Below are 23,116 nucleotides of genomic sequence, written 5' to 3'. Positions count from 1 at the left end.
GGTGGTCCAAACCCGTGATTATGCATTCCTTCTTGTCGGGCGGTGGCGAACTGGCCTCCCTGATCCAGTCCAAAGATTGGTCGGCAACCCCGCTGGGGCCGATCGAAGCCTGGCCACAGAGCCTGCGCACCACCGTCAGCCTGTGCCTGGCGTCCAATTTCCCGATCAATATCATCTGGGGCCCCGAGAACACCCAGATCTATAACGACGGCTACAAGGTGCTGTGCGGCGAGTCGCATCCACGCGCCTTGGGCGAGGGTTACCACGTGACCTGGGCCAGTGCGTGGCCGGCCATCGGCGGGCCCTTCACCGAGGCGTTGGAGGGGCAAACCAGCTTTCTGGAAAACCAGCGCATGTTCCTCACGCGCAATGGTTACCTGGAAGAGACCTTCTTCACCTTTTCCATTTCTCCCATTCGTGATGAAACCGGCGGCATCGGCGGGCTGTTTCACCCGGTGACGGAAACCACGGTGACCATCCTCGCCGAGCGGCGCACCCGTGCGTTGCGCGATCTGACCGGGCAGCTGGCGGTCGCCGATGACTTGCCCAAACTGATCGCGTTGACGGTGCAGACGCTGGCGGGGTTCAACTTCGATATTCCGTTCCTGCTGTTTTATGAGTGGGACGCCCAAGGCAAGGGTTACCGCCTGGCACAACACAGCGGTATCGCCGCCAACACCGCCGCATCACCGGCCTGGATCGATGCGGCCGACACCACGCCCTGGCCGTTGGGCGCCGCGTGCGAGCAAAAGCGCACGCTGCAGGTGGACAACATCGAAGCGCTGTTTGCCGGCGTGGCCTGCGGGCCCTACCCGGAGCCGCCCCTGACCGCCTTCGTGTTGCCGCTGGTGGTGCCGGACGACGCGCAGACCCCGTTGATTCTGGTGGCCGGCGCGTCACCCCGCTTGCCGATGAACGACATTTACCGGGGGCTCTACGAACTGCTGGGCGCAGCGCTCTCGGCGGCATTGGCCACCGTGCGTGCGCGCGAGTATGAGCGCCAGCGCGCCGACGCCCTGGCGGCTATCGACCACGCCAAGACCACCTTTTTCACCAACATCAGCCATGAATTCCGCACGCCCCTGACCTTGATGCTCGGGCCGCTGGAAGAGTCGCTGGCCCTGGGCGATACGCTGCCTGAGGATGAGCGTGAGCGGGTCACGCTGGCCTACCGCAACGGCCAGCGCTTGCTCAAACTGGTCAACTCGCTGCTGGAGTTTTCCCGCATCGAGGCCGGCCGCGCCCAGGCGACCTATGCACCCGTGGACTTGCCGGCCCTCACCGCTGACCTGGCTTCCAACTTCCGATCGGCCTGCGAGCGCGCCGGCCTGGCGTTGATCATCGACACCACACCCTTGCCCGAGGCGGCTTACGTCGACCGCGACATGTGGGAAAAGGTGGTACTGAACCTGATCTCCAACGCCTTCAAATTCACCCTGGCCGGGCACATCCGCGTCAGCGTTACTCCTACCGCCGATGGCAGCGCTGCGCAGGTCTGTGTGAGTGACACCGGCACCGGCATCGCGGCCCATGAGCTGCCGCGTTTGTTCGAGCGCTTCCACCAGATCGAAAACCCCGTCGGCCGCTCGTTTGAAGGCTCGGGTATCGGCCTGGCGCTGGTGGATGAACTGGTCAGGCTGCAGGGTGGTACGCTGGAAGTGAGCAGTGAGGTGGGGGTCGGCACCACGTTCAGTATCAGGCTGCCGCTGGGCAACCGGCATGTCCCCAAGCCGCTGCACACCGAGGCGTTGCAGCACGGTTCTACCACCAATGTGTGTGCCTACGTCGAGGAGGCGCTTGGCTGGTTGCCGGATGCGCCAGCGCTGGTTGACGTGGCCCAGACACACCCTGAGCCCGAGGCCGAGTCATTCCAGGGCCACGTGCTGCTGGCGGACGATAATGCCGATATGCGCGCTTACGTCGCGCGCCTGCTGTACGCCGCCGGCCTGGATGTAGAAACCGTGACAGATGGGCAGGCCGCGCTGCAGGCGGCCCGCGAAAACCCGCCGCAACTGATTCTTACCGACGTGATGATGCCGGTCCTCGATGGCTTTGGCCTGTTGCGCGCCGTGCGTGAAGACCCGCGCTTGCAGGCGACGCCGGTGATTCTGCTGTCGGCCCGCGCGGGTGAGGAAGCCCGCGCCGAGGGCCTGGCTGCCGGCGCCGATGATTACCTGATCAAACCGTTTTCGGCGCGCGAACTGGTCTCCCGCGTCACCTCGCATCTGGAGCGCGCCCGCAACCGCCGCGTGGCGACATTGCGCGAAAGCGAAGCGCGGCTGCGCCTGGCGATCGACGCCGGGCAGATCGGCGAATGGGAGCTGGATATCGTCACCGACAGTTCGGTGCGCGCCGAGCGGCATGACCAGATTTTCGGTTACCACGAGCGGGTGCCGCACTGGGGCATGCAGACCTTCCTGGAACATGTGCTGCCCGCAGACCGCGACGCGGTCGAGGCGGCGTTCACGCGCGCGGTGGTCCAGGGCAGCAGTTGGGATTTCCAGTGCCGCATCCGCCGCGTCGATGACCAGCAGGTGCGTTGGATCCTGGTGCGCAGTATGCCGCAACTCGATGCCTACGGGCGCACCCTGAAAATGTTCGGTTTGGTGCAGGACATCACCGATCAGAAGCGGGTCGAGCTGGGCATGCTGGCGCTCAATGAAACCCTCGAACAGCGCATCACCGAGGCCATGGAAGAGCGCAGCAAGGCCGAAGAGCAACTGCGCCAGGCGCAAAAACTCGAAGCCCTGGGCCAACTCACCGGCGGCGTGGCCCATGATTTCAATAACCTGCTGACGGTGATTCGCTCTTCGCTCGACCTGCTGGAGCGCCCGGAACTGCCCGAAGCGCGGCGCAGCCGTTACCTGGCGGCGATTTCCGACACGGTCAACCGCGCGGCGCGTCTCACCGGGCAGTTACTCGCGTTCGCCCGTCGCCAGGCCTTGAAGCCGCAGGCGTTCGACGTCAGCCACAGCGTGACCTCGCTGGTGGAAATGATTGAATCGCTGTGTGGTGCCCATATCCGCATCATCACTGAGCTTGCGCCCTACGATTGTTTCGTCTATGCCGACTCCAGCCAATTCGATTCGGCGCTGGTCAATGTGGCGGTCAATGCCCGTGATGCGATGAAAGGCGTGGGTACCCTGACCATCGCGGTAGCCTCGGTCGACACCCTCCCGGCACTGCGCGGCCAGCCTGCGGTGCCGGGGGAGTTTGTCGCGATCGCGGTGAGCGACACCGGCAGCGGCATACGCCCTGAGCATCTGGAGCGCATATTCGAGCCGTTTTTCACCACCAAGAACGTCGGGCAGGGCACCGGGCTTGGCCTTAGCCAGGTGTTCGGCTTTGCCAAACAGTCGGGCGGCGAAGTGCGGGTCAGCACCGAATTCGGTCGAGGTTCGACGTTTACGTTGTACCTGCCCAAAGTCATTGCGCGGCCGCGGGAACCGGAGGTGGAGCTCGAGGCGGCGCCGATGACCGAGGGCCGTGGCACCCACGTGCTGGTGGTGGAAGACAACGTCGAAGTCGGCACCTTTGCCACCCAGGCCCTGGAGGAACTGGGCTTTCAGGCGACCTGGGCGATGAATGCCGAGCAGGCCCTCAAATTGTTGTCCGATGAGGCCGACGCGTTCGACGTGGTGTTTTCCGATGTGATGATGCCCGGCATGAACGGGCTCGAGCTGGCCAAGGAAATCCAACGGCTGTGGCCCGCGTTGCCCATCGTGCTCACCAGTGGCTACAGCCATGTGCTGGCGCAGCAAGGCACCCACGGTTTCGACCTGCTGCACAAGCCGTATTCCATTCATCAACTGTTGCTGATCCTGCGCAGGGCCTGTTCGACACCTGCGGGCTCAGGCTGAGCGCAGGCGCAGAATCTGTGCGCCGTCGAACGGGTCGGTCAGGTAATGCGCCTGCACGCCGAAGGTGGCCTGCAACCGTTGGGGAGTCAGTACCTCCAGCGGTTTACCCAGCGCCACCAGCCGGCCACGGTCGAGCACGGCCAGGCGATCACAGGTCAGCGCCTGGTTGAGGTCGTGCAGGGCAATCAAGGTGGTGACGGGAAGCGCCTGCACGCCTTTGAGAATCGTCAGTTGGTGCTGGATGTCCAAGTGGTTGGTCGGCTCGTCCAGCAGCAGAATCTGCGGGCGCTGCGCCAGTGCGCGGGCGATATGCACGCGTTGGCGTTCGCCGCCGGAGAGGCTGCGCCAGGCGCGATGGCTCAGGTGTGTGGCGTCGACGTCGTGCAAGGCCTGGCGCACGATGGCGGCATCCTCGCTCGACCAGGGGCTCAGTGCCGACAGCCATGGCGTGCGGCCCAGGGCGACCGCATCGAACACGCGGATGGCGTCGTCGGTATCGGCCTGTTGTTCCACCACGGCCACGTGCTGCGCGATGGCGCGGCGCGACAAATCGCCTAAACGCTTGTCGCCCAGACGCACCTCACCGCTGGCCGGCGTACGCAACCCCGCGAGCAACTTGAGCAAGGTCGATTTGCCCGACCCGTTCGGCCCGACGATGCCCAGGGTTTCACCCGCCGCAACCTCAAGGTGGACGTCGCACAGCAACTCGGCCTCGCGCACCTTGAAGCCCAGCCCACTGCAGCTCAACACACTCATCGCGCATTCCTCCGACCGATCAGGATCAGCGCAAACACCGGCGCGCCGACCAGCGCGGTGACCACCCCCACCGGAATCACCTGGCCTTTGATCAGGGTGCGCGACAGCACATCGGCGGCGATCAGGAACAACGCGCCGCCCAGGGCGCTGGCGGGCAGCAGACGGGAGTGTCCGGTACCCAGCATCAAGCGCATGGCATGGGGGATCACCAGCCCGACAAATCCGATGGAGCCGACAATCGATACCATCACCGCCGTCACCACTGCCGCGCAGCCCACCAGCACGAATTGCACGCGGCGCACCGGGATGCCGAGGGCGGCCGCCGAATCCGTGCCAAAGGTAAACGCATCCAGTGCGCGACGGTGCCACAGGCACACCATCAGCCCCACGACCGCCACCGGCACCGCCAGCCACACCGATGGCCAACGCACGCCGCTGAGGTTGCCGAGCAGCCAGAACATGATGCCCCGCGCCTGTTCGGAGCTGGCGGATTTGGTGATCAGGAACGCGGTGAGCGCATTGAACAGCTGGGAGCCGGCGATGCCGGCGAGGATGATCTGCCCGGTGCCGCTGGATGAGCCGCTGGCCCGCGCCAGCAGGATCACCAGGGCGAACGCGGCCATGGCGCCGACGAATGCGCCGGCCGACAGCGAAATCAAACCGCCGCCCACCCCGATCAACGCGATCAGCACCGCACCGGTCGAGGCGCCGGCGCTGATGCCCAACAGATACGGATCGGCCAGCGGGTTGCGCAGCAACGATTGCAGGATCACCCCGCACGTTGCCAGGCCCGCACCGCAGGCGCCGGCCACCAGGGCGCGGGTCAGGCGGTAGTTCCACACCACGCCTTCATCGATGGGGTCGAGTGCGTAGCCGGCCGCCCAGAGTTTGTTGGCGAGCACCTGGAGCACCACCTGCGGCGAGATGGCGGTTTCGCCGATGGCCACGCCGGCGAGCAGGGCGATCAGCAGCAGTGTGAGGGCGAGCAGGGTCCGTATCATTGCGCCAGGTCGTAGCCGTCGATGGCCGCGGCCAGTTGGTCAAGGCCGTCGAATGTGCGCAGGCTGGCCTGCAGCGCCAGGGCGTCGAGGATGATGATGCGGTTGTGTTTCACCGCGTCCATGTTGCGGGTCACGGGGTCGCTGCGCAGGAAGGCCAGCTTCTTTTCATGGTCGTCGGCGGGATAGCGGCGTCGGTCCATTCGCGCGATCACCAGGAACGTGGGGTTGGCCTTGGCGAGGGTTTCCCAGCCGACGGCGGGCCATTCTTCATCGGACTGCACCACGTTGCGCAGGCCGAGGGTGTGCAGCATGAATTCGGGTACACCTTTATGGCCGGCCACGTAGGGGTCGCTGGCCATTTCGGCGCTGGAGAACCATACCAGTGCGCTGGCTTGCTTCAAGCCTTTGCGCTGCACGGTGGCGATGGACGTGGCCAGGCGTGCCTTGAGTTCATCGGTCAGTTGCTGGCCGCGCGCCTGTACGTCGAAGATCTCGGCCAATTGGCTGAGGCTCTTGTAGATCGTCTCGATGCGAAACGGCTGCAGTCGCGTGCCATCGGCGCCCACCCGGTTGTCTTTGTCTTCGCAGTCGGAGGGCAGCAAGTAGGTCGGGATGTTCAGTTCCTGAAACTGCTCGCGGGTGCCCACCACGCCTTGGGGCCCGACCACCCATTCCAGCTCGGCGGCCACCAGTTGCGGGCGCTTGGCGATCACTGCTTCGAAGCTCGGTTCGTTATTGGCCAGGCGCTCGATGCGCGCGTCCTGCGCCTGGTACTGCGCCAATACGGTGTTGAACCACAGCGAGGTGCCGACCACTTTATCGGCCACGCCCAACGCATACAGCATCTCGGTGGCGGCCTGGCCGATGGTCACGCTACGCGCGGGCGCCTGCTGGAACGTGACGGGGCTGCCGCAGTTTTCCAGGATCAGCGGGTAGTGGGTAGGCGCGGCGTGGGCCAGGGCGCAGCAACCCAGGCCGATGATCAGGGCCGTAACGCGTGGCAGCATGGGGCAATCTCCGTTTGAACCGTCGGTGAAGCAGGGCAGGTACGGAACGGAAATACACCCACGAACGCTGCCGGCCGGGCAGGGCAAGGATGGCCTTCCCGGACACCCCGCCGGTTAGTGAGTCACTGGGCCGGCAGGTCTCCTGACTGATGCGTCGTCGCCCGGCTCCGGCCTTCCCGGACAACGTCCAGTGGCAGTGGGGAGCAGGCTCGGCACCTACAGTTGCGGGGGCAGTTTCGATTGACGTCGCGGGCGGCGTTTCGAATTCCCTATTAGTCCCGTGGGGGAACCGGCGGCGCTATGGTAGTTGATTCGGCCCACGAGAGGGAGGTGGAAGTGACGCCGGTTACAGGCGAATGTCCCCAGGCCCCCGGATCAGCGCTTCGATCCGCGTTCCCGTGGCGCGCTCTTCGTTGCTGAAACCGTCGTAGTCGGCCAGGTTGCCGAAGCGGATGCCAGTCAACTGCTCGATCTGGATCACACTACGCTGGTAGGTTCTGAGCGGGCCGAATACCAGGTCCAATTGGCCCAGCTCGCGGCTCTGGTCGATCATATAGGCGCTGGCGGAAGGCTTGCCGTCGTCGCCGAGGTAGGCCACGACTTTCCAGAATGCCTTGGGGATTTTCACGCCCCGGTACAGGCGGTCGTCGTCGGCGAATACCGGGCCGGTAAATACGCTGGCACGGGCTTTCCAGCGCTGGGTGTTGTCGAGAATGTAGTCCTCCAGTTCCAGCCAGGTCTTCTGGTTGAAGCCGCTCATCTGCGGCGAGCAGTTGGTGAAATGGAAGGTGTCGCCGTTGGCGGTGTTTGCGTCGGCGCCCCAGTTGGGGTCCTGGCGCCGCACCAGATGGCCACGGTCAAGGCCGTTGCCGGCGTAGAGGTCTTCGCCCACTTGGGCGTCGATGGGCAGGCGGCCGTCGTAGGCCCAGGTGTCGTTGCTGCGCACGATATCGACGTGCTTGGCGCCGTCGATGTTGACACCGACATACAGCGCCAGCCGTCGGGAACGCGACATGCTGATGGAAAAGTGCATGTAGTCCAGGCGGGGCTGGGCGTCGCTTGCCTGGGTCGGGTCCAGCGTGGGCCAGGGCACCGCGAAGCTGCCGAGAAAATCCTCGGCGTAGCCGCGCCGGTCTTGCAGGTCCTTGGCTGCGCTGACGCGTGGCGCGGCGGCCCTGGCTTCCAGCAGGGAGGGTGTGGGCGTGACCAAGGGGCGAAGGTCGGCAAGCCTTGGGCGGTAGGCCAGGTCGATTTTGACGTTACGTGCGGGCATGGAAGGCTTCCTGATGAGGATCGGATAAACACGACTGCAACATGATTTCATGACAATTTGGCCCAGGCGGCAGACTCCGGTCTATCCTGAAGTCGTTAACCGGACGTTCACCACACGCCAAAAAGGAGCCAGCTTATGTGTGTTCGCCAATCGCGCAACCCGATTTTCTGCCTGATCCCGCCGTACATGCTCGACCAGATTGCACGCCACGGCGATAAAGCCCAACGCGAGGTGGCGCTGCGCACGCGCGCCAAGGACAGCACGTTCCGCTCGTTGCGCATGGTCGCCGTACCCGCCAGAGGCCCCGCCCGCATGGCGCTGGTGGCGGGTGCCGAGAAACAGCGCTCGATCTACAGCGCCGACAACACCGACAGCCTGCCGGGCAAGTTGATCCGCAGCGAAGGGCAACCCGCCAGCGGTGATGCGGCGGTGGACGAGGCCTATGACGGCCTGGGCGCGACCTTCGACTTTTTCGAGCAGGTCTTCGACCGCAATTCCATCGACGATGCCGGCATGGCGCTGGATGCCACCGTGCACTTCGGCCAGGACTACAACAATGCGTTCTGGAATTCGACCCAGATGGTCTTTGGCGATGGCGACCAGCAGCTGTTCAACCGCTTCACCGTGGCACTCGACGTGATCGGCCATGAATTGGCCCATGGGGTCACCGAGGATGAAGCCAAACTGATGTACTTCAACCAGTCCGGTGCGTTGAACGAGTCGCTGTCGGACGTGTTCGGCTCATTGATCAAGCAGTACGCGCTGCAGCAGAAGGCCGAAGACGCCGATTGGCTGATCGGCAAGGGGCTGTTCACCAAAAAAATCAAAGGCACCGCCCTGCGCTCAATGAAGGCGCCCGGCACCGCGTTTGACGACAAATTGCTGGGCAAGGACCCGCAGCCGGGGCACATGGATGATTTCGTGCACACCTATGACGACAATGGCGGCGTGCATATCAATTCCGGCATTCCCAACCATGCGTTCTATCAGGTTGCCACCCGGATCGGCGGCTTCGCCTGGGAACGTGCCGGGCGCATCTGGTACGACGCGCTGCGCGATGCGCGGTTGCGGCCCAACTCAGGGTTTCTGCGTTTTGCACGTATCACTTACGATGTGGCCGGGCGTCTCTACGGCGCGAACAAGGATGAGCAGAAGGCCGTCAAGGAAGGTTGGAAAGCAGTGGGCATTAACGTCTGACAATCCGCCAGAGCGGTGAGGAACAGCCATGCGCATCTCGATCAAGGAAAACGGCGGCCCGGCGTTTTTTCCGGGCCTGGCCCAGCCGCGCAGTGTCGAGCTGGACAAGTTACCTGAGCAGGACCAGCGGGAATTGCGGCAACTGATCGAGAAATCGGAGTTTTTCCAGTTGCCGCAAAGCACCCAACCTTCCTCCGACAACCCGGGGCAGGTGCATTACACGCTCACCGTGAGTGAAGGTGAGCGTGAACACACGGTGTGCGTATTGGCGCCAGTGAAGTCGCAGGCGCTGGACGGGTTGGTGCAGTGCGTGCGACGGCATATTCGCTGATTGCTTAAAGTCTGATACGGCCCTTCAGGGCTGCCTGGATCCAAATGTGGGGGAGGGGGCTTGCCCTAATGCCAGTCAGTTAAGAAGTAGCAGGAGCGAGAACTAACTTGTGGCGAGGGAGCTTGCTCCCGCTGGGGCGCGAAGCGGCCCCAAACAATGGGACTGCTGCGCAGTCCAGCGGGAGCAAGCTCCCTCGCCACAGGTTCGGTGTCGCCTTAACTGACTGGCATTAGGGCTTGCCCCCTCCCACATTTGATGTGTGTTGAAGCCAGGGCTGTTTATTTACGGTCGAACCACACCGTCTGCGCATTACAGAATTCGCGCACGCCAAAATGCGACAGTTCGCGCCCGAACCCGCTTTTCTTCACGCCACCAAAGGCCACCCGAGGGTCGGAGACGCTGAACGCGTTGACGAAGATCCCACCGGTTTCCAGTTGGTTGGCGATGTCCCGTGCCTTCGCCGAGTCGCGGGTGAAGATACTCGCGGTCAGGCCGAATTCGCTGTCGTTGGCCAGTGCCACTGCATGGTCGGCGTCGCGTGCGGTGATGATCGACGCGACGGGGCCGAACAGCTCCTGTTTGAACGAGGTCATCTGGTCGGTGACGTCAGCCAGTACGGTGGGCTCGTAATAGTTGCCGGCGCCGGCAACTTTGTTGCCGCCCAGCAACAGGGTCGCGCCTTCTTCGACGGTGGCCTGGACCTGGCCGTGCAGTTCATCGCGCAGGTCGAAGCGCGCCATGGGGCCGATGTAGGTGGCCGGCGAGGTCGGGTCGCCCATCACCAGGTTGCGGCTGGCTTCGAGGAACTTGGCGGTAAAGGCTTCGACCACGCCGTCTTCGATGATCAGGCGCTTGGCGGCGGCGCAGACTTGGCCACTGTTCTGGAAGCGACCGATCAGCGCGGCCTGTACGGCAGCGTCAAGGTCGGCGTCGTTGAGCACGATGAACGGGTCGGAACCGCCCAGTTCCAGCACGCATTTCTTCAGTGCCGCACCGGCCTGGGAGCCGATGGCGATACCGGCGCGCACGCTGCCGGTGAGGGTGACGGCGGCAATGCGTGGGTCGGCGATGGCGCTGGACACACCCTCGGTCGTGACGTTGATGACCTCGAACAGGCCTTCAGCGAAGCCGGCCTTTTGGAACGCCTGCTGGATCAGGTAGGCGCTGCCCATCACGTTCGGCGCATGCTTGAGCACGTAGGTGTTGCCGGCCAGCATGGTCGGGATGGCGCCGCGCAGCACTTGCCACACCGGGAAGTTCCACGGCATCACGGCGAGGATCGGGCCCAGCGGGCGGTATTCGATGTGGGCGGTGCCGTTGTCGACCAGGGTCGGCTCCGGCGCGAGCATGGCGGGGCCGTGCTGCGCGTACCACTCGCTGAGCTGGGCGCATTTCTCGATTTCGGCGCGGGCCTGGGCGATGGGTTTGCCCATTTCCAGGGTGATCATCTGTGCCATGGCTTCGGCCTGGTCACGCAGGGCGCTGGCCAGGGCCAACAGTAATTCGGCGCGCTGGCCCACGGGTTGGCGGCGCCAGGTGCGGAAGGCTGCAGTGGAACGGTTAAGCGCGGCGTCCAACTGCAATTGGCTTTCGTACGCGTAGCTGGCAACGGTTTCGCCGTTGACCGGGTTGATCGACACGGCGTGGGTCTGATGAGAAATCGCGTTCATGGCACCGTCCTGCTGGGATGATTGGAATGGAGCCCAGCGTACGGTGCTGTACCTTTTCTGGAAACTGAATAATATTAAGCAATACGTTCACGATTGGAGAATGATTTGGATCTGGTGCAGTTGGAAATCTTCAAGGCCGTTGCCGAGCAAGGCAGCATCAGCGCCGCCGCGCAGTTGATCCATCGGGTACCGTCAAACCTGACCACCCGCATCAAGCAACTGGAGCAGGATCTGGGCGTTGAGTTGTTCATCCGCGAGAAGAGCCGCCTGCGCCTGTCTCCGGCCGGGTGGAATTTCCTTGGCTATGCACGGCGTATTCTCGATCTGGTACAGGAAGCCCGCGCAACGGTGGCGGGGGAGGAGCCCCAGGGCGCGTTTGCCCTGGGCTCGCTGGAAAGTACGGCGGCGGTGCGTATTCCCGCGTTGCTGGCGGCGTATAACCAGAAACACACCAAGGTCGAGCTGGACCTGAGCACGGGGCCGTCGGGCACGATGATCGAAGGCGTGCTGTCCGGGCGGCTGACGGCGGCCTTTGTCGATGGCCCGGTGCTGCACTCCACCCTGGAGGGCGTCGCGGTGTTCGAGGAAGAAATGGTGGTGATCGCACCGCTGCACCATGCGCCCATTACGCGGGGGCGGGAGGTGAATGGCGAGAATATCTACACCTTCCGCTCGAACTGCTCCTACCGGCATCACTTCGAGCGTTGGTTCTCCCAGGATGGCGCGGTGCCGGGCAAGATCTTCGAGATCGAGTCTTACCACGGCATGCTGGCGTGCGTCAGCGCCGGGGCAGGGCTGGCGTTGATGCCGCGCAGCATGCTGGAAAGCATGCCGGGGTTTGCGGCGGTGAGCGTGTGGCCACTGGCCGACAGCTACCGCGTGCTGAACACCTGGCTGATCTGGCGCAGGGGCACGGTGTCGCAGAGTTTGAACAGCTTCGTAAAGCTGTTGGAGGAACGCGGGTTAGTAGCAGCCTGAATCCAATGTGGGAGCGGGCAGGCCCTAATCTTGTAGGAGCGAGCTTGCTCGCGAAAAACGTCAACGATAACGCGTAATTCCTGGATAAACGCGGTGGCTGTGAGTTTTTCGCGAGCAAGCTCGCTCCTACAACATCGGGAGCAAGTCGAGTCGTCGCACCGCCCCTCCCACAGTTTGACCTTCATCAGCCGCCGAACTGAAAGGTGCCCATGGCCAGCTTGGCCATGATCGCCGTGGCGCCCAATTGCACCAGCCACAACGCCAGGCCACCGAGGAACACACCCAGCGCCACTTGCAGCACCAGGCTTTTCTGGCGCTTGGCTTGGGGCGCGCGTGGGGTGAAGTGGTCCAGTTCGTCGCGGTCGGCGCGCAGGTCCAGGTCGTCGTCTCTCATAGGGTTCTCGCAGCAAAAGGGCAGTTGGCGTCCAGTCTAGTGGGTTCGCCAGCAAAAAGGGGGAAGCCATTGGCTTCCCCCTTCGTATAAAGCTGGCAGATTTACAGCACCTGAACAATCGCGTTGGTCACAGCACCAATGTTGGACTGGTTCAACGCCGCCACGCAGATACGCCCGGTATCCAAGGCATAGATGCCGAACTCGCTGCGCAAGCGGGTGACTTGCTCAACGCTCAGGCCGGAGTAGGAAAACATCCCGCGTTGGCGGCCAACGAAGCTGAAGTCGTGGCCGGGAGCCGCCTTGGCCAGTTCGGCCACCATCTGCTCGCGCATGCCACGGATGCGCAGGCGCATTTCGGCAAGTTCGGCTTCCCACTGGGCGCGCAGCTCAGGGTTGTTCAGTACCGCTGCAACGATCGCCGCGCCGTGGGTTGGCGGGTTGGAATAGTTGGTACGGATCACACGCTTGACCTGGGACAGGATGCGCGCGCTTTCTTCCTTGGATTCGCTGACGATGGACAAGGCGCCCACGCGTTCGCCGTACAGGGAGAATGACTTGGAAAACGAGCTGGACACAAAGAAGGTCAGGCCCGATTCGGCGAACAGGCGCACGGCGGCGGCGTCTTCGTGGATGCCGTCGCCAAAGCCCTGGTAGGCCATGTCGAGGAACGGCACCAGGTTGCGGGCCTTGATCACGTCCAGCACGTTCTGCCAGTCGGCCGGGCTCAGGTCGACGCCGGTCGGGTTATGGCAGCAGGCGTGCAACACCACGATGGACTGCGGCGGCAGGGCGTTGAGGTCGTCGAGCAGGCCGGTACGGTTGACGTCGTGGGTGGCGGCGTCGTAATAGCGGTAGTTCTGCACCGGGAAACCGGCGGTTTCGAACAGCGCGCGGTGGTTTTCCCAGCTCGGGTCGCTGATGGCGACGACGGCGTCGGGCAGCAGCTGCTTGAGGAAGTCAGCGCCGATTTTCAACGCGCCGGTACCGCCGACGGCCTGCACGGTAACCACGCGGCTGGCTTCGAGCAGCGGCGACTCAGCGCCGAACAGCAGGGTTTGCACGGCCTTGTCGTAGGCGGCGATCCCGTCGATCGGCAAGTAGCCACGGGCAGCGTGTTGCGCCACACGAATGGCTTCCGCTTCGGCAACGGCACGCAAGAGTGGAATCTTCCCCTCCTCGTCGCAGTAAACGCCCACGCCAAGGTTGACCTTGGTGGTTCGTGTATCAGCGTTGAATGCTTCGTTGAGGCCCAGGATTGGATCGCGTGGTGCCATTTCGACAGCGGAGAACAGGCTCATTTTTGCGGCAGCTCTATGGGGGAAGGGAGGGACGTGTCGCGCTCCAGCCGGATGCACTAGAGCGGTGCACAAACGGGGAGCTAGTATAGAGGCCATCACTGCTGAGGGCGACAGCCGAAATGGCTTTTCGGCCAAGTTTTTCGGTTTATTTGCCGACCGTTAGTCTTATTGCAATATTGATCCCGGACGAAGGTAGGGCGATTGCCTTGAAACCCGTCACATTCGTCACCACTACTACGGCTATCATGGTTTTTTCCTGCAGCCTGCGATGACTATTCGCGGGTTGCTGAGCTATTTCGTCCCTGGCGGTGTTGAGTCTGGGGTGACCACACGAGGTACGTTATGTCGGATTTCCAGCTCGTCACCCGTTTTGAACCCGCCGGCGATCAGCCGGAAGCCATTCGCCAGATGGTCGAAGGTATCGAGGCCGGCCTGGCGCATCAGACGTTGCTCGGGGTGACCGGTTCAGGCAAGACTTTCAGCATCGCCAATGTGATCGCGCAGGTGCAGCGCCCGACCTTGGTGCTGGCGCCGAACAAGACCCTCGCCGCGCAGTTGTACGGTGAGTTCAAAGCGTTCTTCCCGAACAACGCGGTCGAATATTTCGTTTCCTACTATGACTACTATCAACCGGAGGCGTATGTGCCGTCCTCCGATACGTTTATCGAGAAGGATGCGTCGATCAACGACCATATCGAGCAAATGCGGCTGTCGGCGACCAAGGCCCTGCTGGAACGCAAGGACGCGATCATCGTCACCACGGTGTCGTGCATTTACGGCCTGGGCAGTCCGGAAACCTATTTGAAAATGGTGCTGCACGTCGACCGTGGCGACAAACTCGACCAGCGCGAACTGCTGCGGCGCCTGACGAGCCTGCAGTACACCCGCAACGACATGGACTTTGCCCGCGCCACATTCCGCGTGCGCGGCGATGTGATCGATATCTACCCGGCAGAATCCGACCTGGAAGCGATCCGTATCGAGCTGTTCGACGATGAAGTTGAAAGCCTGTCGGCCTTCGACCCGTTGACCGGCGAGGTGATCCGCAAACTGCCGCGCTTCACCTTCTACCCGAAAAGCCACTACGTGACCCCGCGTGAAACCCTGATGGGCGCCATCGAGGGCATCAAGGTCGAGTTGGCCGAGCGCCTGGAATACCTGCGCGCCAACAACAAGCTGGTGGAGGCCCAGCGCCTGGAGCAGCGCACCCGCTTCGACCTGGAGATGATCCTGGAGCTGGGCTACTGCAACGGCATCGAAAACTACTCGCGCTACCTGTCGGGCCGCGAGTCCGGTGCGCCGCCGCCGACCCTCTATGATTACCTGCCGCCGGACGCCTTGCTGGTGATCGACGAGTCCCACGTCAGCGTGCCGCAAGTGGGCGCGATGTATAAGGGCGACCGCTCCCGTAAGGAAACCCTGGTGGAATACGGCTTCCGTCTGCCGTCGGCGCTGGATAACCGGCCGATGCGCTTTGACGAATGGGAAGCCATCAGTCCGCAGACTATCTTTGTCTCCGCCACGCCCGGCAACTATGAGGCCGAACATGCCGGCCGGGTGATCGAGCAGCTGGTGCGCCCGACTGGCCTGGTGGACCCGCAAATCGAAATCCGCCCGGCGCTGACCCAGGTCGACGACCTGTTGTCGGAAATCAACAAACGCGTGGCCCTGGAAGAGCGCGTGCTGGTCACCACGTTGACCAAACGCATGTCCGAAGACTTGACCGATTACCTGGCCGACCACGGCGTGCGCGTGCGCTACCTGCACTCGGACATCGACACCGTGGAGCGTGTGGAAATCATTCGTGACCTGCGCCTGGGTACCTTTGATGTGCTGGTGGGCATCAACCTGCTGCGCGAAGGCCTGGACATGCCGGAGGTGTCGCTGGTGGCGATCCTGGATGCGGACAAGGAAGGTTTCCTGCGCTCCGAGCGCTCGCTGATCCAGACCATCGGCCGTGCGGCACGTAACCTCAATGGCCGGGCGATCCTGTATGCGGACCGCATCACCGGGTCCATGGAGCGGGCGATTGGCGAGACCGATCGCCGTCGTGAGAAGCAGATCGCGTTCAACCTGGAGCATGGCATCACGCCCAAAGGCGTGTTCAAGGATGTCGCCGACATCATGGAAGGCGCCACCGTGCCCGGCTCGCGCAGCAAGAAGCGCAAGGGCATGGCCAAGGCCGCCGAAGAGAGCGCCAAGTACGAGAACGAACTGCGCTCGCCGAGTGAGATCACCAAGCGGATTCGCCAGCTGGAAGAGAAGATGTACCAGTTGGCGCGGGATCTTGAGTTCGAGGCCGCGGCGCAGACGCGCGATGAGATTGGCAAGTTGCGCGAGCGCTTGCTGGCGGTTTGATTGGCGGTGACTTCACCGGCCTCATCGGGGGCAAGCCCCCTCCCACATTTAACGGTGTTCACAAATCGAGATGTGGGAGATGGCACACTTTTAATTTGTGAACGCAGTCAATTGTGGGAGGGGGCTTGCCCCCGATAGCCGCGCCTCGGTTTTCCAGAAATCACCCAGGCTGTTACCATTCGCCTCTTGTTTCAATTTTCAGTTATATCGCCCATTCGAGACCTGCCATGACCACCGTCCGCACGCGCATTGCGCCATCGCCTACTGGGGATCCCCACGTCGGCACTGCTTACATCGCCCTGTTCAACTACTGCTTTGCCAAGCAGCACGGCGGTGAATTCATCCTGCGGATCGAAGACACCGATCAACTGCGCTCTACCCGCGAGTCGGAGCAGCAGATTTTCGATGCGCTGCGCTGGCTGGGTATCACCTGGGCCGAAGGCCCGGACGTCGGCGGCCCTCACGGCCCGTATCGCCAGAGCGAGCGCAGCGACATCTATAAAAAGTACACCCAGCAGCTGGTGGACATGGGCCATGCGTTCCCCTGCTTCTGCACCGCCGAAGAACTCGACCAGATGCGCGCCGAGCAACAGGCCCGTGGCGAGACGCCGCGCTACGACGGCCGCGCATTGCTGCTATCGAAAGAAGAAGTGGCCGCGCGCCTGGCCGCCGGCGAGCCCCATGTGATCCGCATGAAAGTGCCGAGCGAAGGCGTATGCGTGGTGCCTGACATGCTGCGCGGTGACGTCGAAATCCCGTGGGATCGCATGGACATGCAGGTGCTGTTGAAGACCGACGGCCTGCCGACGTACTTCCTCGCCAACGTGGTCGACGATCACCTGATGGGCATCACCCACGTGCTGCGCGGCGAAGAATGGCTGCCGTCGGCGCCGAAGCTGATCCTGCTTTACGAATACTTCGGCTGGGAACAGCCGCAGTTGTGCTACATGCCGCTGCTGCGTAACCCCGACAAGAGCAAGCTGTCCAAGCGCAAGAACCCTACGTCGGTGACCTTCTACGAGCGCATGGGCTTCATGCCCGAGGCGATGCTCAACTATCTGGGGCGCATGGGCTGGTCCATGCCGGATGAGCGCGAGAAGTTCTCGCTGCAGGAAATGGTCGATAATTTCGACCTGTCCCGCGTCTCCCTGGGCGGGCCGATTTTCGATATCGAGAAGCTGTCGTGGCTCAACGGCCAGTGGCTGCGTGACCTGCCGGTGGAAGAGTTCGCCAGCCGTGTGCAGCAATGGGCGCTCAACCCCGAGTACATGATGAAGATCGCGCCGCTGGTGCAGGGCAGGGTGGAGACGTTCAGCCAGGTCGCGCCGTTGGCCAGCTTCTTCTTCGCCGGTGGCGTGAACCCGGACGTCAAGCTGTTCGAATCGAAAAAGCTCTCGGGTGACCAGGTACGCCAGCTGATGCAGTTGATCCTGTGGAAGCTCGAAAGCCTGCGCCAGTGGGAGAAGGATGCGATCACGGCGACGATCCAGGCGGTGGTCGAGTCCCTGGAACTGAAGTTGCGCGATGCCATGCCGCTGATGTTTGCCGCGATTACCGGGCAGGCCAGTTCGGTGTCGGTGCTCGACGCGATGGAAATCCTCGGCCCGGACCTCACGCGTTTCCGTCTGCGCCAAGCCCTTGATTTGCTTGGTGGTGTTTCAAAGAAAGAAAACAAAGAGTGGGAAAAACTGCTGGGCGCTATCGCTTAAGCAGGCGGCTGCAGGGACGAAACCCCGGTTTTCCGGGGTTTCGTCGGTAAGTGATTGTTATCCCGGCAAAAAATTTTGAAAATTGTTGAAAATAAATTTGACACGTTTCGAAACCGCCATTAAGATTCGCCCCGTCCTCACCGATGAGGGGCTATAGCTCAGCTGGGAGAGCGCTTGCATGGCATGCAAGAGGTCAACGGTTCGATCCCGTTTAGCTCCACCAATTTACAGGTTCAAGGTATGGCCACACCGTCCTTGAATCGATCGGCACTCAGCGCCGATCAGTTGTACAGAAGGTTTTGTCCCCTTCGTCTAGTGGCCTAGGACACCGCCCTTTCACGGCGGTAACAGGGGTTCGAGTCCCCTAGGGGACGCCAGTTTCAACAAGCAGTTCGAAAGGTCTGCTGCGCCGCCAGGCGAAAAATCGGGGCTATAGCTCAGCTGGGAGAGCGCTTGCATGGCATGCAAGAGGTCAACGGTTCGATCCCGTTTAGCTCCACCAATTTACAGGTTCAAGGTTGCGGCCACACCGTCCTTGAATCGATCGGTCCAAGCACCGATCACTGTACAGAAGGTTTGTGTCCCCTTCGTCTAGTGGCCTAGGACACCGCCCTTTCACGGCGGTAACAGGGGTTCGAGTCCCCTAGGGGACGCCACGATTACCCGCTTTGCGGGATTTTTAAGGGTCATTCAATTATTGAATGGCCCTTTTGTTTGTCTGGCGTTTGGCCAACTCTCTCCTTACTTCCTTTTTGCGTTCTGACCAGTGGTCACGCTTCTCGCTTGCGCAATATTATTATGGTAATAATATTCAACCCATGACAGACGGAGGCTTTGATGAGCGACAAGAAAGCGCAAACTCGCGAACGCATATTGCAGGCTGCCAGCGCGGCATTGGTCCAGCGTGGCCCGGCTGAGCCGAGCGTCGGCGAAGTCATGGGCGCGGCGGGGCTGACGGTCGGTGGTTTTTACGCGCACTTTGAAAGCAAGGACGCGCTGATGCTGGAGGCGTTCACCCAGTTGCTGGCCAGGCGCCGCGCGGCGATCGAAGACATCGACTCAACACTCACCGGCGAAGAGCGCCGAAGCCTGGTGGCGGCGTTTTACTTGTCGCGCAAACACCGCGATTCCACCGCCCAGGCGTGCCCGCTGCCGGCGACCGTCGGCGAGATGGGCCGTTTGCCGGACGAATTCCGCCAGGCCTTGAGCGAACACTGCGAACTGATGGCGGCCCAACTGGCGGCCAGCCCGGAAGACACCGACAAGGCGCTGGCCGACATGGCGTTGATGATCGGCGGCCTGACACTGGCGCGGGCCCTCGGCCCCGGCGAGCTGTCCGATCGTGTATTGCGCGCCGCCAAGTCGGCGGTACGCTGAAGAGGGTTCACCGCATGGGCGACTTGACCTGGGTTCGGGGCTTCAACGGCACTGTCGGCCGACTTGCACCGCAAGTGGCGGCCAACAGGATGCGTCGCACCTTCATGACGCCCCGTGAGCTGCCGCCGCGAGCGTGGGAGCTGCCGTTGCTGGCGCAATCGGAGCGCATCACCTTGCGTTTCGGCTTGTCGGCGCTGCGCTGGGGGCAGGGGCCGGCGGTGTTGCTGATGCACGGTTGGGAAGGGCGGCCTACCCAGTTCGCCAGCCTGATTACGGCATTGGTAGAGAACGGCTATTCGGTGATTGCGCTGGACGGCCCGGCCCATGGGCATTCGCCGGGGCGCGAAGCAAACGTGCTGTTGTTCGCCCGTGCCATGCTCGAGGCGGCGGCTGAGTTGCCTGCGCTGCATGCGGTGGTCGGCCACTCGATGGGCGGCGCCAGCGCGATGCTTGCGGTGCAACTGGGACTGCGCACGCAGGCGTTGGTGAGCATCGCTGCGCCGTCGCGGTTCCTCGATGCGCTGCGCGGTTTCACGCGAATGGTGGGTTTGCCGCCGCGCGCGCGTTCAGCGTTTATCCACGCGGTGGAGCTGTCTTTCGGTATGCCGCTCAAGCACTTGGATGTCGCCCATTACCACATGAACCTTCCCGGCCTGATCGTGCATGCCGAAGACGATACGTTCGTCCCGGTCAAGGCCTCTCAAGCCATCCACGAAGCCTGGTTCGACAGCTGCCTGCTGCGCCTGGAGCAGGGCGGGCATCAGAAGGTCCTGGCCGACCCGCGCGTGATCGAAGGCGTACTTGCCCTATTGGCAAGCTGCCATTTACAGGCGCGCCAAACCGCCTGATACACTGCGCCCGCCGACATCAATCGACTGGAGCAAGGCATGGGCTGGGATTTGGCAACGCCGTTTATCATCGATCTGCAGGTCGCCCCTGAGGACATCGACGGCCTGGGGCACGCCAATAACGCGGTGTACGTGTCCTGGCTGGAGCGTTGCGCCTGGCGCCATTCCCAGCGCCTGGGGCTGGACCTCACCGAGTATCGGCGTCTGGACCGCGCCATGGCCGTGGTGCGTCATGAGATCGACTACCTGGCGGCCGGCTACGAAGGCGATGAACTGCAACTGGCCACGTGGATCGTCGATTGGGACCAGCGTCTGAAGATGACGCGCCGTTTCCAGCTGATACGCCCGCGTGACGGCGCCACCTTGCTGCGCGCGCAAACCACCTTCGTGTGCATCGAGTTGTCCAGCGGCAGGCCCAAACGCATGCCCGTCGAGTTTATCGAGGGCTACGGGCCTGCGCTGACAGGGGGTTAACGGTTGTTGGGGGAAACCCAGTAAACTGCGTCACGATTTTTGTTGAGTGTTTTCCATGCAAATTGCTTTGGCGCCCATGGAGGGGTTGGTCGACAACATCCTGCGGGACGTGCTGACCCGCGTGGGCGGTATCGACTGGTGCGTGACCGAATTCATCCGCGTCAACGACCGCCTGCTCACCCCTGCCTATTTCCACAAGCTCGCCCCGGAACTGCTGCATGGCGCCCAGACTGCGGCGGGCGTGCCGCTGCGCGTGCAGTTGCTGGGGTCTGACCCGGTATGCCTGGCGGAAAACGCCGCCCTGGCCTGCGAGTTGGGGTCGCAGGTGATCGACTTGAACTTCGGCTGCCCGGCCAAGACCGTTAACAAGTCCCGAGGCGGTGCCGTGCTGCTCAAGGAGCCGGAGCTGCTCAATCGGATCGTCGAGCATGTGCGCCGTGCGGTGCCGGCCCATATCCCGGTCACCGCTAAAATGCGCCTGGGCTTCGACAGCCCGGATGGTGCGCTGGTCTGCGCCACGGCGCTGGCCGAAGGCGGCGCCGCGCATATCGTGGTGCATGCACGTACTAAAACCGATGGCTACAAGCCGCCGGCCCATTGGGAGTGGATCCCGCGGGTGCAGGACGTGGTCAAGGTGCCGGTGTTTGCCAATGGTGACATCTGGAGCGTCGAAGATTGGCAGCGTTGCCGCGAAGTCAGCGGCGCCGAAGACATCATGCTGGGCCGTGGCCTGGTGGCGCGCCCTGACCTGGCGCGGCAGATCGCGGCGGCGCGCGCAGGGCAAGAGGTGGTGGAAATGACCTGGGCCGAAATGCAGCCGATGCTCCAGGAGTTCTGGACCCAATCGGTGGCGCAATTGACTGAGCGCCAAGCGCCCGGCCGCTTGAAGCAATGGCTGGCGATGCTGACGCGCAACTACCCTGAGGCGGTGGAGCTGTTTACGGCGATGCGCCGCGAGACCGACCTGGAGCAGGTCAGTCGCCTGCTGGGGATGCCTCATCCACTGGCTGCCTGACGCCAGTCAACGACCACTGCTTATATCCATCTAAAGAAGGCGCCACTGCAGGCGCCTTTTTTTGTCGGCGAATTAACACAAACCACCGACGGGTAGATGCGCGAAATGTTATCGATGAGTGACTTGCCTACCGAGTATTAGCGCGTGTGACCACACTTGAACCTCAAATAAGCCATGAATCAAGGCTTGGCGTAAATTGTCCATGAGGCAAAGTCTGATAATGCGCTTTGGTTTCCTTATATGAACTGCGAATTTCGGAACTCGATAGCCTAACTCCCCACGAATGGGGGGACTGCGAAACAGCGCTGTGGTTATTCAGTCTTAAAACTATCACTCCCTCTGGCCATTAACCGGTCAGGTTGTATGGAATAAAGGAACTCGCGAATGTCTATGTCGATTCACACTCCGCCTTTGGTAAGGGGCGATACATCTGGCCTTGATCAGCCAACAGTTTCGAACAATAAGCTTATTGTAAGGCCGAACGCTCAGACCCCTGGCGCAACAGTGCTGCAGACGTCATTGCGTCTTGACGATACTCAAAGTTTGCGCAATACGGCGCTGACCCCCGAGACTGCTTTGCGGCAACTGTTCGATATGCTGGAAGGTATCTTCAGGACCATGCGCGACATATTTTCAGGCAAGACTACGATTAAGCCCGATCCGGACAAACAACCGGTTGCGCCGGACACCCGCAAGGAGCTCGTCAAGCCGGATGCAGGCAAGTTGCCGGTGCTGCCGGACACCCGCAAGGAGCTGGTCAAGCCGGATGCAGGCAAGTTGCCGGTGCTGCCGGATGCCCCCAAGGAGCTGATCAAGCCGGATGCAGGCAAGTTGCCGGTGCTGCCGGATGCCCCCAAGGAGCTGGTCAAGCCGGACGCAGGCAAGTTGCCGGTGCTGCCGGATGCCCGCAAGGAGTTGGTCAAGCCGGACGCAGGCAAGTTGCCGGTGCTGCCGGATGCCCGCAAGGAGCTGGTCAAGCCGGACGCAGGCACGCTGCCGGTGGTGCCGGATGGCCGCAAGGAGCTGGTAAAACCGGACGCCGCCACGGTGCGAGTGCTGCCGCAACCTGCTGATGTTTCGGTCATCGTGCCCGACGGAAATAAGCCGCGCCCCTCGCCATTTCCGCCAACGGTGCCCAAGCCCGAGATAAGCGTGAACAATGACCCCAAGACAAACGTTCAGGTGAATGTGGTCCTTAATCATTGCCACTGCCCGGATGGAAAGGTGTCGCCGGACCGACTGCCGACACCGAGGGTTTCCACGGATACGCGGCCTCAGCCACCCATACTGCCAGACGCCCAGCCCCAGCCAGCGGTGCTTCCGGGCAATATCCCGAGGCCGAACGTGCCGATGGATATCAAGCCTCAACCCCAGGTGTTGCCGGATACAAAACCGACGCCTTTGCCCGACACTCCTGCCCCGGATCTGACCAGTCCAGGTCCTGTCGACGCTGGCAGGCATGGACGCTTTAATCATCGGCTAAGTTCCAGGTTCTAACGATAGCTGTCGCGTTTCAATCCTTTACAAGTGCAGGCATCTTTTCGAAAGTTAGTTTCGAGGAGATGCCTGT

At 62.5% G+C, this 23,116-nt stretch carries 18 protein-coding genes, 4 tRNA genes and 1 riboswitch; of the genes, 15 read left to right on the top strand and 7 right to left on the bottom strand.

Annotated features, from left to right (window positions below; translation table 11 throughout):
* Positions 1-20: 20 nt before the first annotated feature.
* The gene (locus C4J93_RS17665; protein WP_256660194.1) at positions 21-3,860 is read left to right on the top strand and encodes a response regulator; all 3,840 of its coding nucleotides are present in this window, start codon (positions 21-23) and stop codon (positions 3,858-3,860) included.
* Here C4J93_RS17665 and C4J93_RS17660 read toward each other — a convergent pair.
* The 4 genes from C4J93_RS17660 to C4J93_RS17645 form a co-directional block, all read right to left on the bottom strand.
* Positions 3,852-4,616, bottom strand: a complete 765-nt coding sequence (locus C4J93_RS17660) for an ABC transporter ATP-binding protein (protein ID WP_124430068.1) — start codon at positions 4,614-4,616, stop codon at positions 3,852-3,854. The genes C4J93_RS17665 and C4J93_RS17660 overlap by 9 nt on opposite strands.
* Positions 4,613-5,617, bottom strand: coding sequence for an iron ABC transporter permease (locus tag C4J93_RS17655; protein ID WP_124430067.1), 1,005 nt, complete (start codon positions 5,615-5,617; stop codon positions 4,613-4,615). The genes C4J93_RS17660 and C4J93_RS17655 overlap by 4 nt, the downstream gene beginning before the upstream one ends.
* On the bottom strand, positions 5,614-6,624 hold the full coding sequence (locus C4J93_RS17650; RefSeq protein ID WP_124430066.1) for an ABC transporter substrate-binding protein: 1,011 nt from the start codon (positions 6,622-6,624) through the stop codon (positions 5,614-5,616). Before C4J93_RS17650 ends, C4J93_RS17655 begins: the two co-directional genes overlap by 4 nt.
* 114 nt (positions 6,625-6,738) lie before the next feature.
* Positions 6,739-6,933: riboswitch (cobalamin riboswitch) on the bottom strand.
* Between the two features lie 37 nt (positions 6,934-6,970).
* On the bottom strand, positions 6,971-7,897 hold the full coding sequence (locus C4J93_RS17645; RefSeq protein WP_124371275.1) for a DNA/RNA non-specific endonuclease: 927 nt from the start codon (positions 7,895-7,897) through the stop codon (positions 6,971-6,973).
* Positions 7,898-8,032: 135 nt separating this feature from the next.
* On the opposite strand from C4J93_RS17645, the gene C4J93_RS17640 reads away from it, so the two are divergent.
* Positions 8,033-9,094, top strand: coding sequence for a M4 family metallopeptidase (locus C4J93_RS17640; protein WP_124430065.1), 1,062 nt, complete (start codon positions 8,033-8,035; stop codon positions 9,092-9,094).
* Between the two features lie 28 nt (positions 9,095-9,122).
* Positions 9,123-9,425, top strand: a complete 303-nt coding sequence (locus C4J93_RS17635) for a protealysin inhibitor emfourin (protein WP_124371273.1) — start codon at positions 9,123-9,125, stop codon at positions 9,423-9,425.
* 278 nt (positions 9,426-9,703) lie between these two features.
* Here C4J93_RS17635 and C4J93_RS17630 read toward each other — a convergent pair whose 3' ends face one another.
* Positions 9,704-11,095: an aldehyde dehydrogenase family protein gene (locus C4J93_RS17630; protein WP_124430064.1), complete on the bottom strand. Its 1,392-nt coding sequence runs from the start codon at positions 11,093-11,095 to the stop codon at positions 9,704-9,706.
* 105 nt (positions 11,096-11,200) lie between these two features.
* Between C4J93_RS17630 and C4J93_RS17625 the strand changes: the two genes are divergently transcribed.
* On the top strand, positions 11,201-12,073 hold the full coding sequence (locus tag C4J93_RS17625; RefSeq protein ID WP_124430063.1) for a LysR family transcriptional regulator: 873 nt from the start codon (positions 11,201-11,203) through the stop codon (positions 12,071-12,073).
* A 184-nt stretch (positions 12,074-12,257) separates the two neighbouring features.
* Here C4J93_RS17625 and C4J93_RS17620 read toward each other — a convergent pair whose 3' ends face one another.
* Both C4J93_RS17620 and C4J93_RS17615 read right to left on the bottom strand, forming a co-directional pair.
* Positions 12,258-12,467 (bottom strand): hypothetical protein, encoded by a 210-nt coding sequence (locus C4J93_RS17620; RefSeq protein ID WP_124404733.1) that lies wholly within the window; start codon positions 12,465-12,467, stop codon positions 12,258-12,260.
* Between the two features lie 101 nt (positions 12,468-12,568).
* The gene (locus tag C4J93_RS17615; RefSeq protein ID WP_124430062.1) at positions 12,569-13,765 is read right to left on the bottom strand and encodes an amino acid aminotransferase; all 1,197 of its coding nucleotides are present in this window, start codon (positions 13,763-13,765) and stop codon (positions 12,569-12,571) included.
* A gap of 342 nt (positions 13,766-14,107) precedes the next feature.
* Here C4J93_RS17615 and uvrB point away from each other — a divergent pair, with 342 nt between their 5' ends.
* The 11 genes from uvrB (at position 14,108) to C4J93_RS17560 (ending at position 23,043) form a co-directional block, all read left to right on the top strand.
* The gene (gene uvrB / locus C4J93_RS17610) at positions 14,108-16,123 is read left to right on the top strand and encodes an excinuclease ABC subunit UvrB (protein ID WP_124371268.1); all 2,016 of its coding nucleotides are present in this window, start codon (positions 14,108-14,110) and stop codon (positions 16,121-16,123) included.
* A 227-nt stretch (positions 16,124-16,350) separates the two neighbouring features.
* Positions 16,351-17,832 carry a glutamate--tRNA ligase gene (gene gltX / locus C4J93_RS17605; protein ID WP_124430061.1) on the top strand — a complete coding sequence of 494 codons (1,482 nt, stop codon included), beginning with the start codon at positions 16,351-16,353 and terminating at the stop codon, positions 17,830-17,832.
* Positions 17,833-17,979: 147 nt separating this feature from the next.
* Positions 17,980-18,055 (top strand) — tRNA-Ala (locus tag C4J93_RS17600).
* 78 nt (positions 18,056-18,133) lie between these two features.
* Positions 18,134-18,209: transfer RNA gene (locus C4J93_RS17595), tRNA-Glu, on the top strand.
* Between the two features lie 49 nt (positions 18,210-18,258).
* A tRNA-Ala gene (locus tag C4J93_RS17590) sits at positions 18,259-18,334 on the top strand.
* A gap of 78 nt (positions 18,335-18,412) precedes the next feature.
* Positions 18,413-18,488 (top strand) — tRNA-Glu (locus tag C4J93_RS17585).
* 181 nt (positions 18,489-18,669) lie between these two features.
* Positions 18,670-19,209, top strand: a complete 540-nt coding sequence (locus C4J93_RS17580) for a TetR/AcrR family transcriptional regulator (RefSeq protein ID WP_124404730.1) — start codon at positions 18,670-18,672, stop codon at positions 19,207-19,209.
* A gap of 14 nt (positions 19,210-19,223) precedes the next feature.
* Positions 19,224-20,057, top strand: a complete 834-nt coding sequence (locus C4J93_RS17575) for an alpha/beta hydrolase (protein WP_124430060.1) — start codon at positions 19,224-19,226, stop codon at positions 20,055-20,057.
* Positions 20,058-20,096: 39 nt separating this feature from the next.
* Positions 20,097-20,531: a thioesterase family protein gene (locus C4J93_RS17570; RefSeq protein WP_124367683.1), complete on the top strand. Its 435-nt coding sequence runs from the start codon at positions 20,097-20,099 to the stop codon at positions 20,529-20,531.
* Between the two features lie 55 nt (positions 20,532-20,586).
* Complete coding sequence (locus C4J93_RS17565; RefSeq protein ID WP_124430059.1) at positions 20,587-21,546, top strand: tRNA-dihydrouridine synthase; 960 nt, start codon at positions 20,587-20,589, stop codon at positions 21,544-21,546.
* A 384-nt stretch (positions 21,547-21,930) separates the two neighbouring features.
* The gene (locus C4J93_RS17560; protein WP_124430058.1) at positions 21,931-23,043 is read left to right on the top strand and encodes a hypothetical protein; all 1,113 of its coding nucleotides are present in this window, start codon (positions 21,931-21,933) and stop codon (positions 23,041-23,043) included.
* Positions 23,044-23,116 lie beyond the last annotated feature (73 nt).

Origin of the sequence: Pseudomonas sp. R2-37-08W, assembly GCF_003851705.1 — a bacterium.
Taxonomy (GTDB): Bacteria; Pseudomonadota; Gammaproteobacteria; order Pseudomonadales; family Pseudomonadaceae; genus Aquipseudomonas.
The sequence above is the reverse complement of the archived record's forward strand: the minus strand, read 5'-3'. Positions and strand labels throughout refer to the sequence as shown.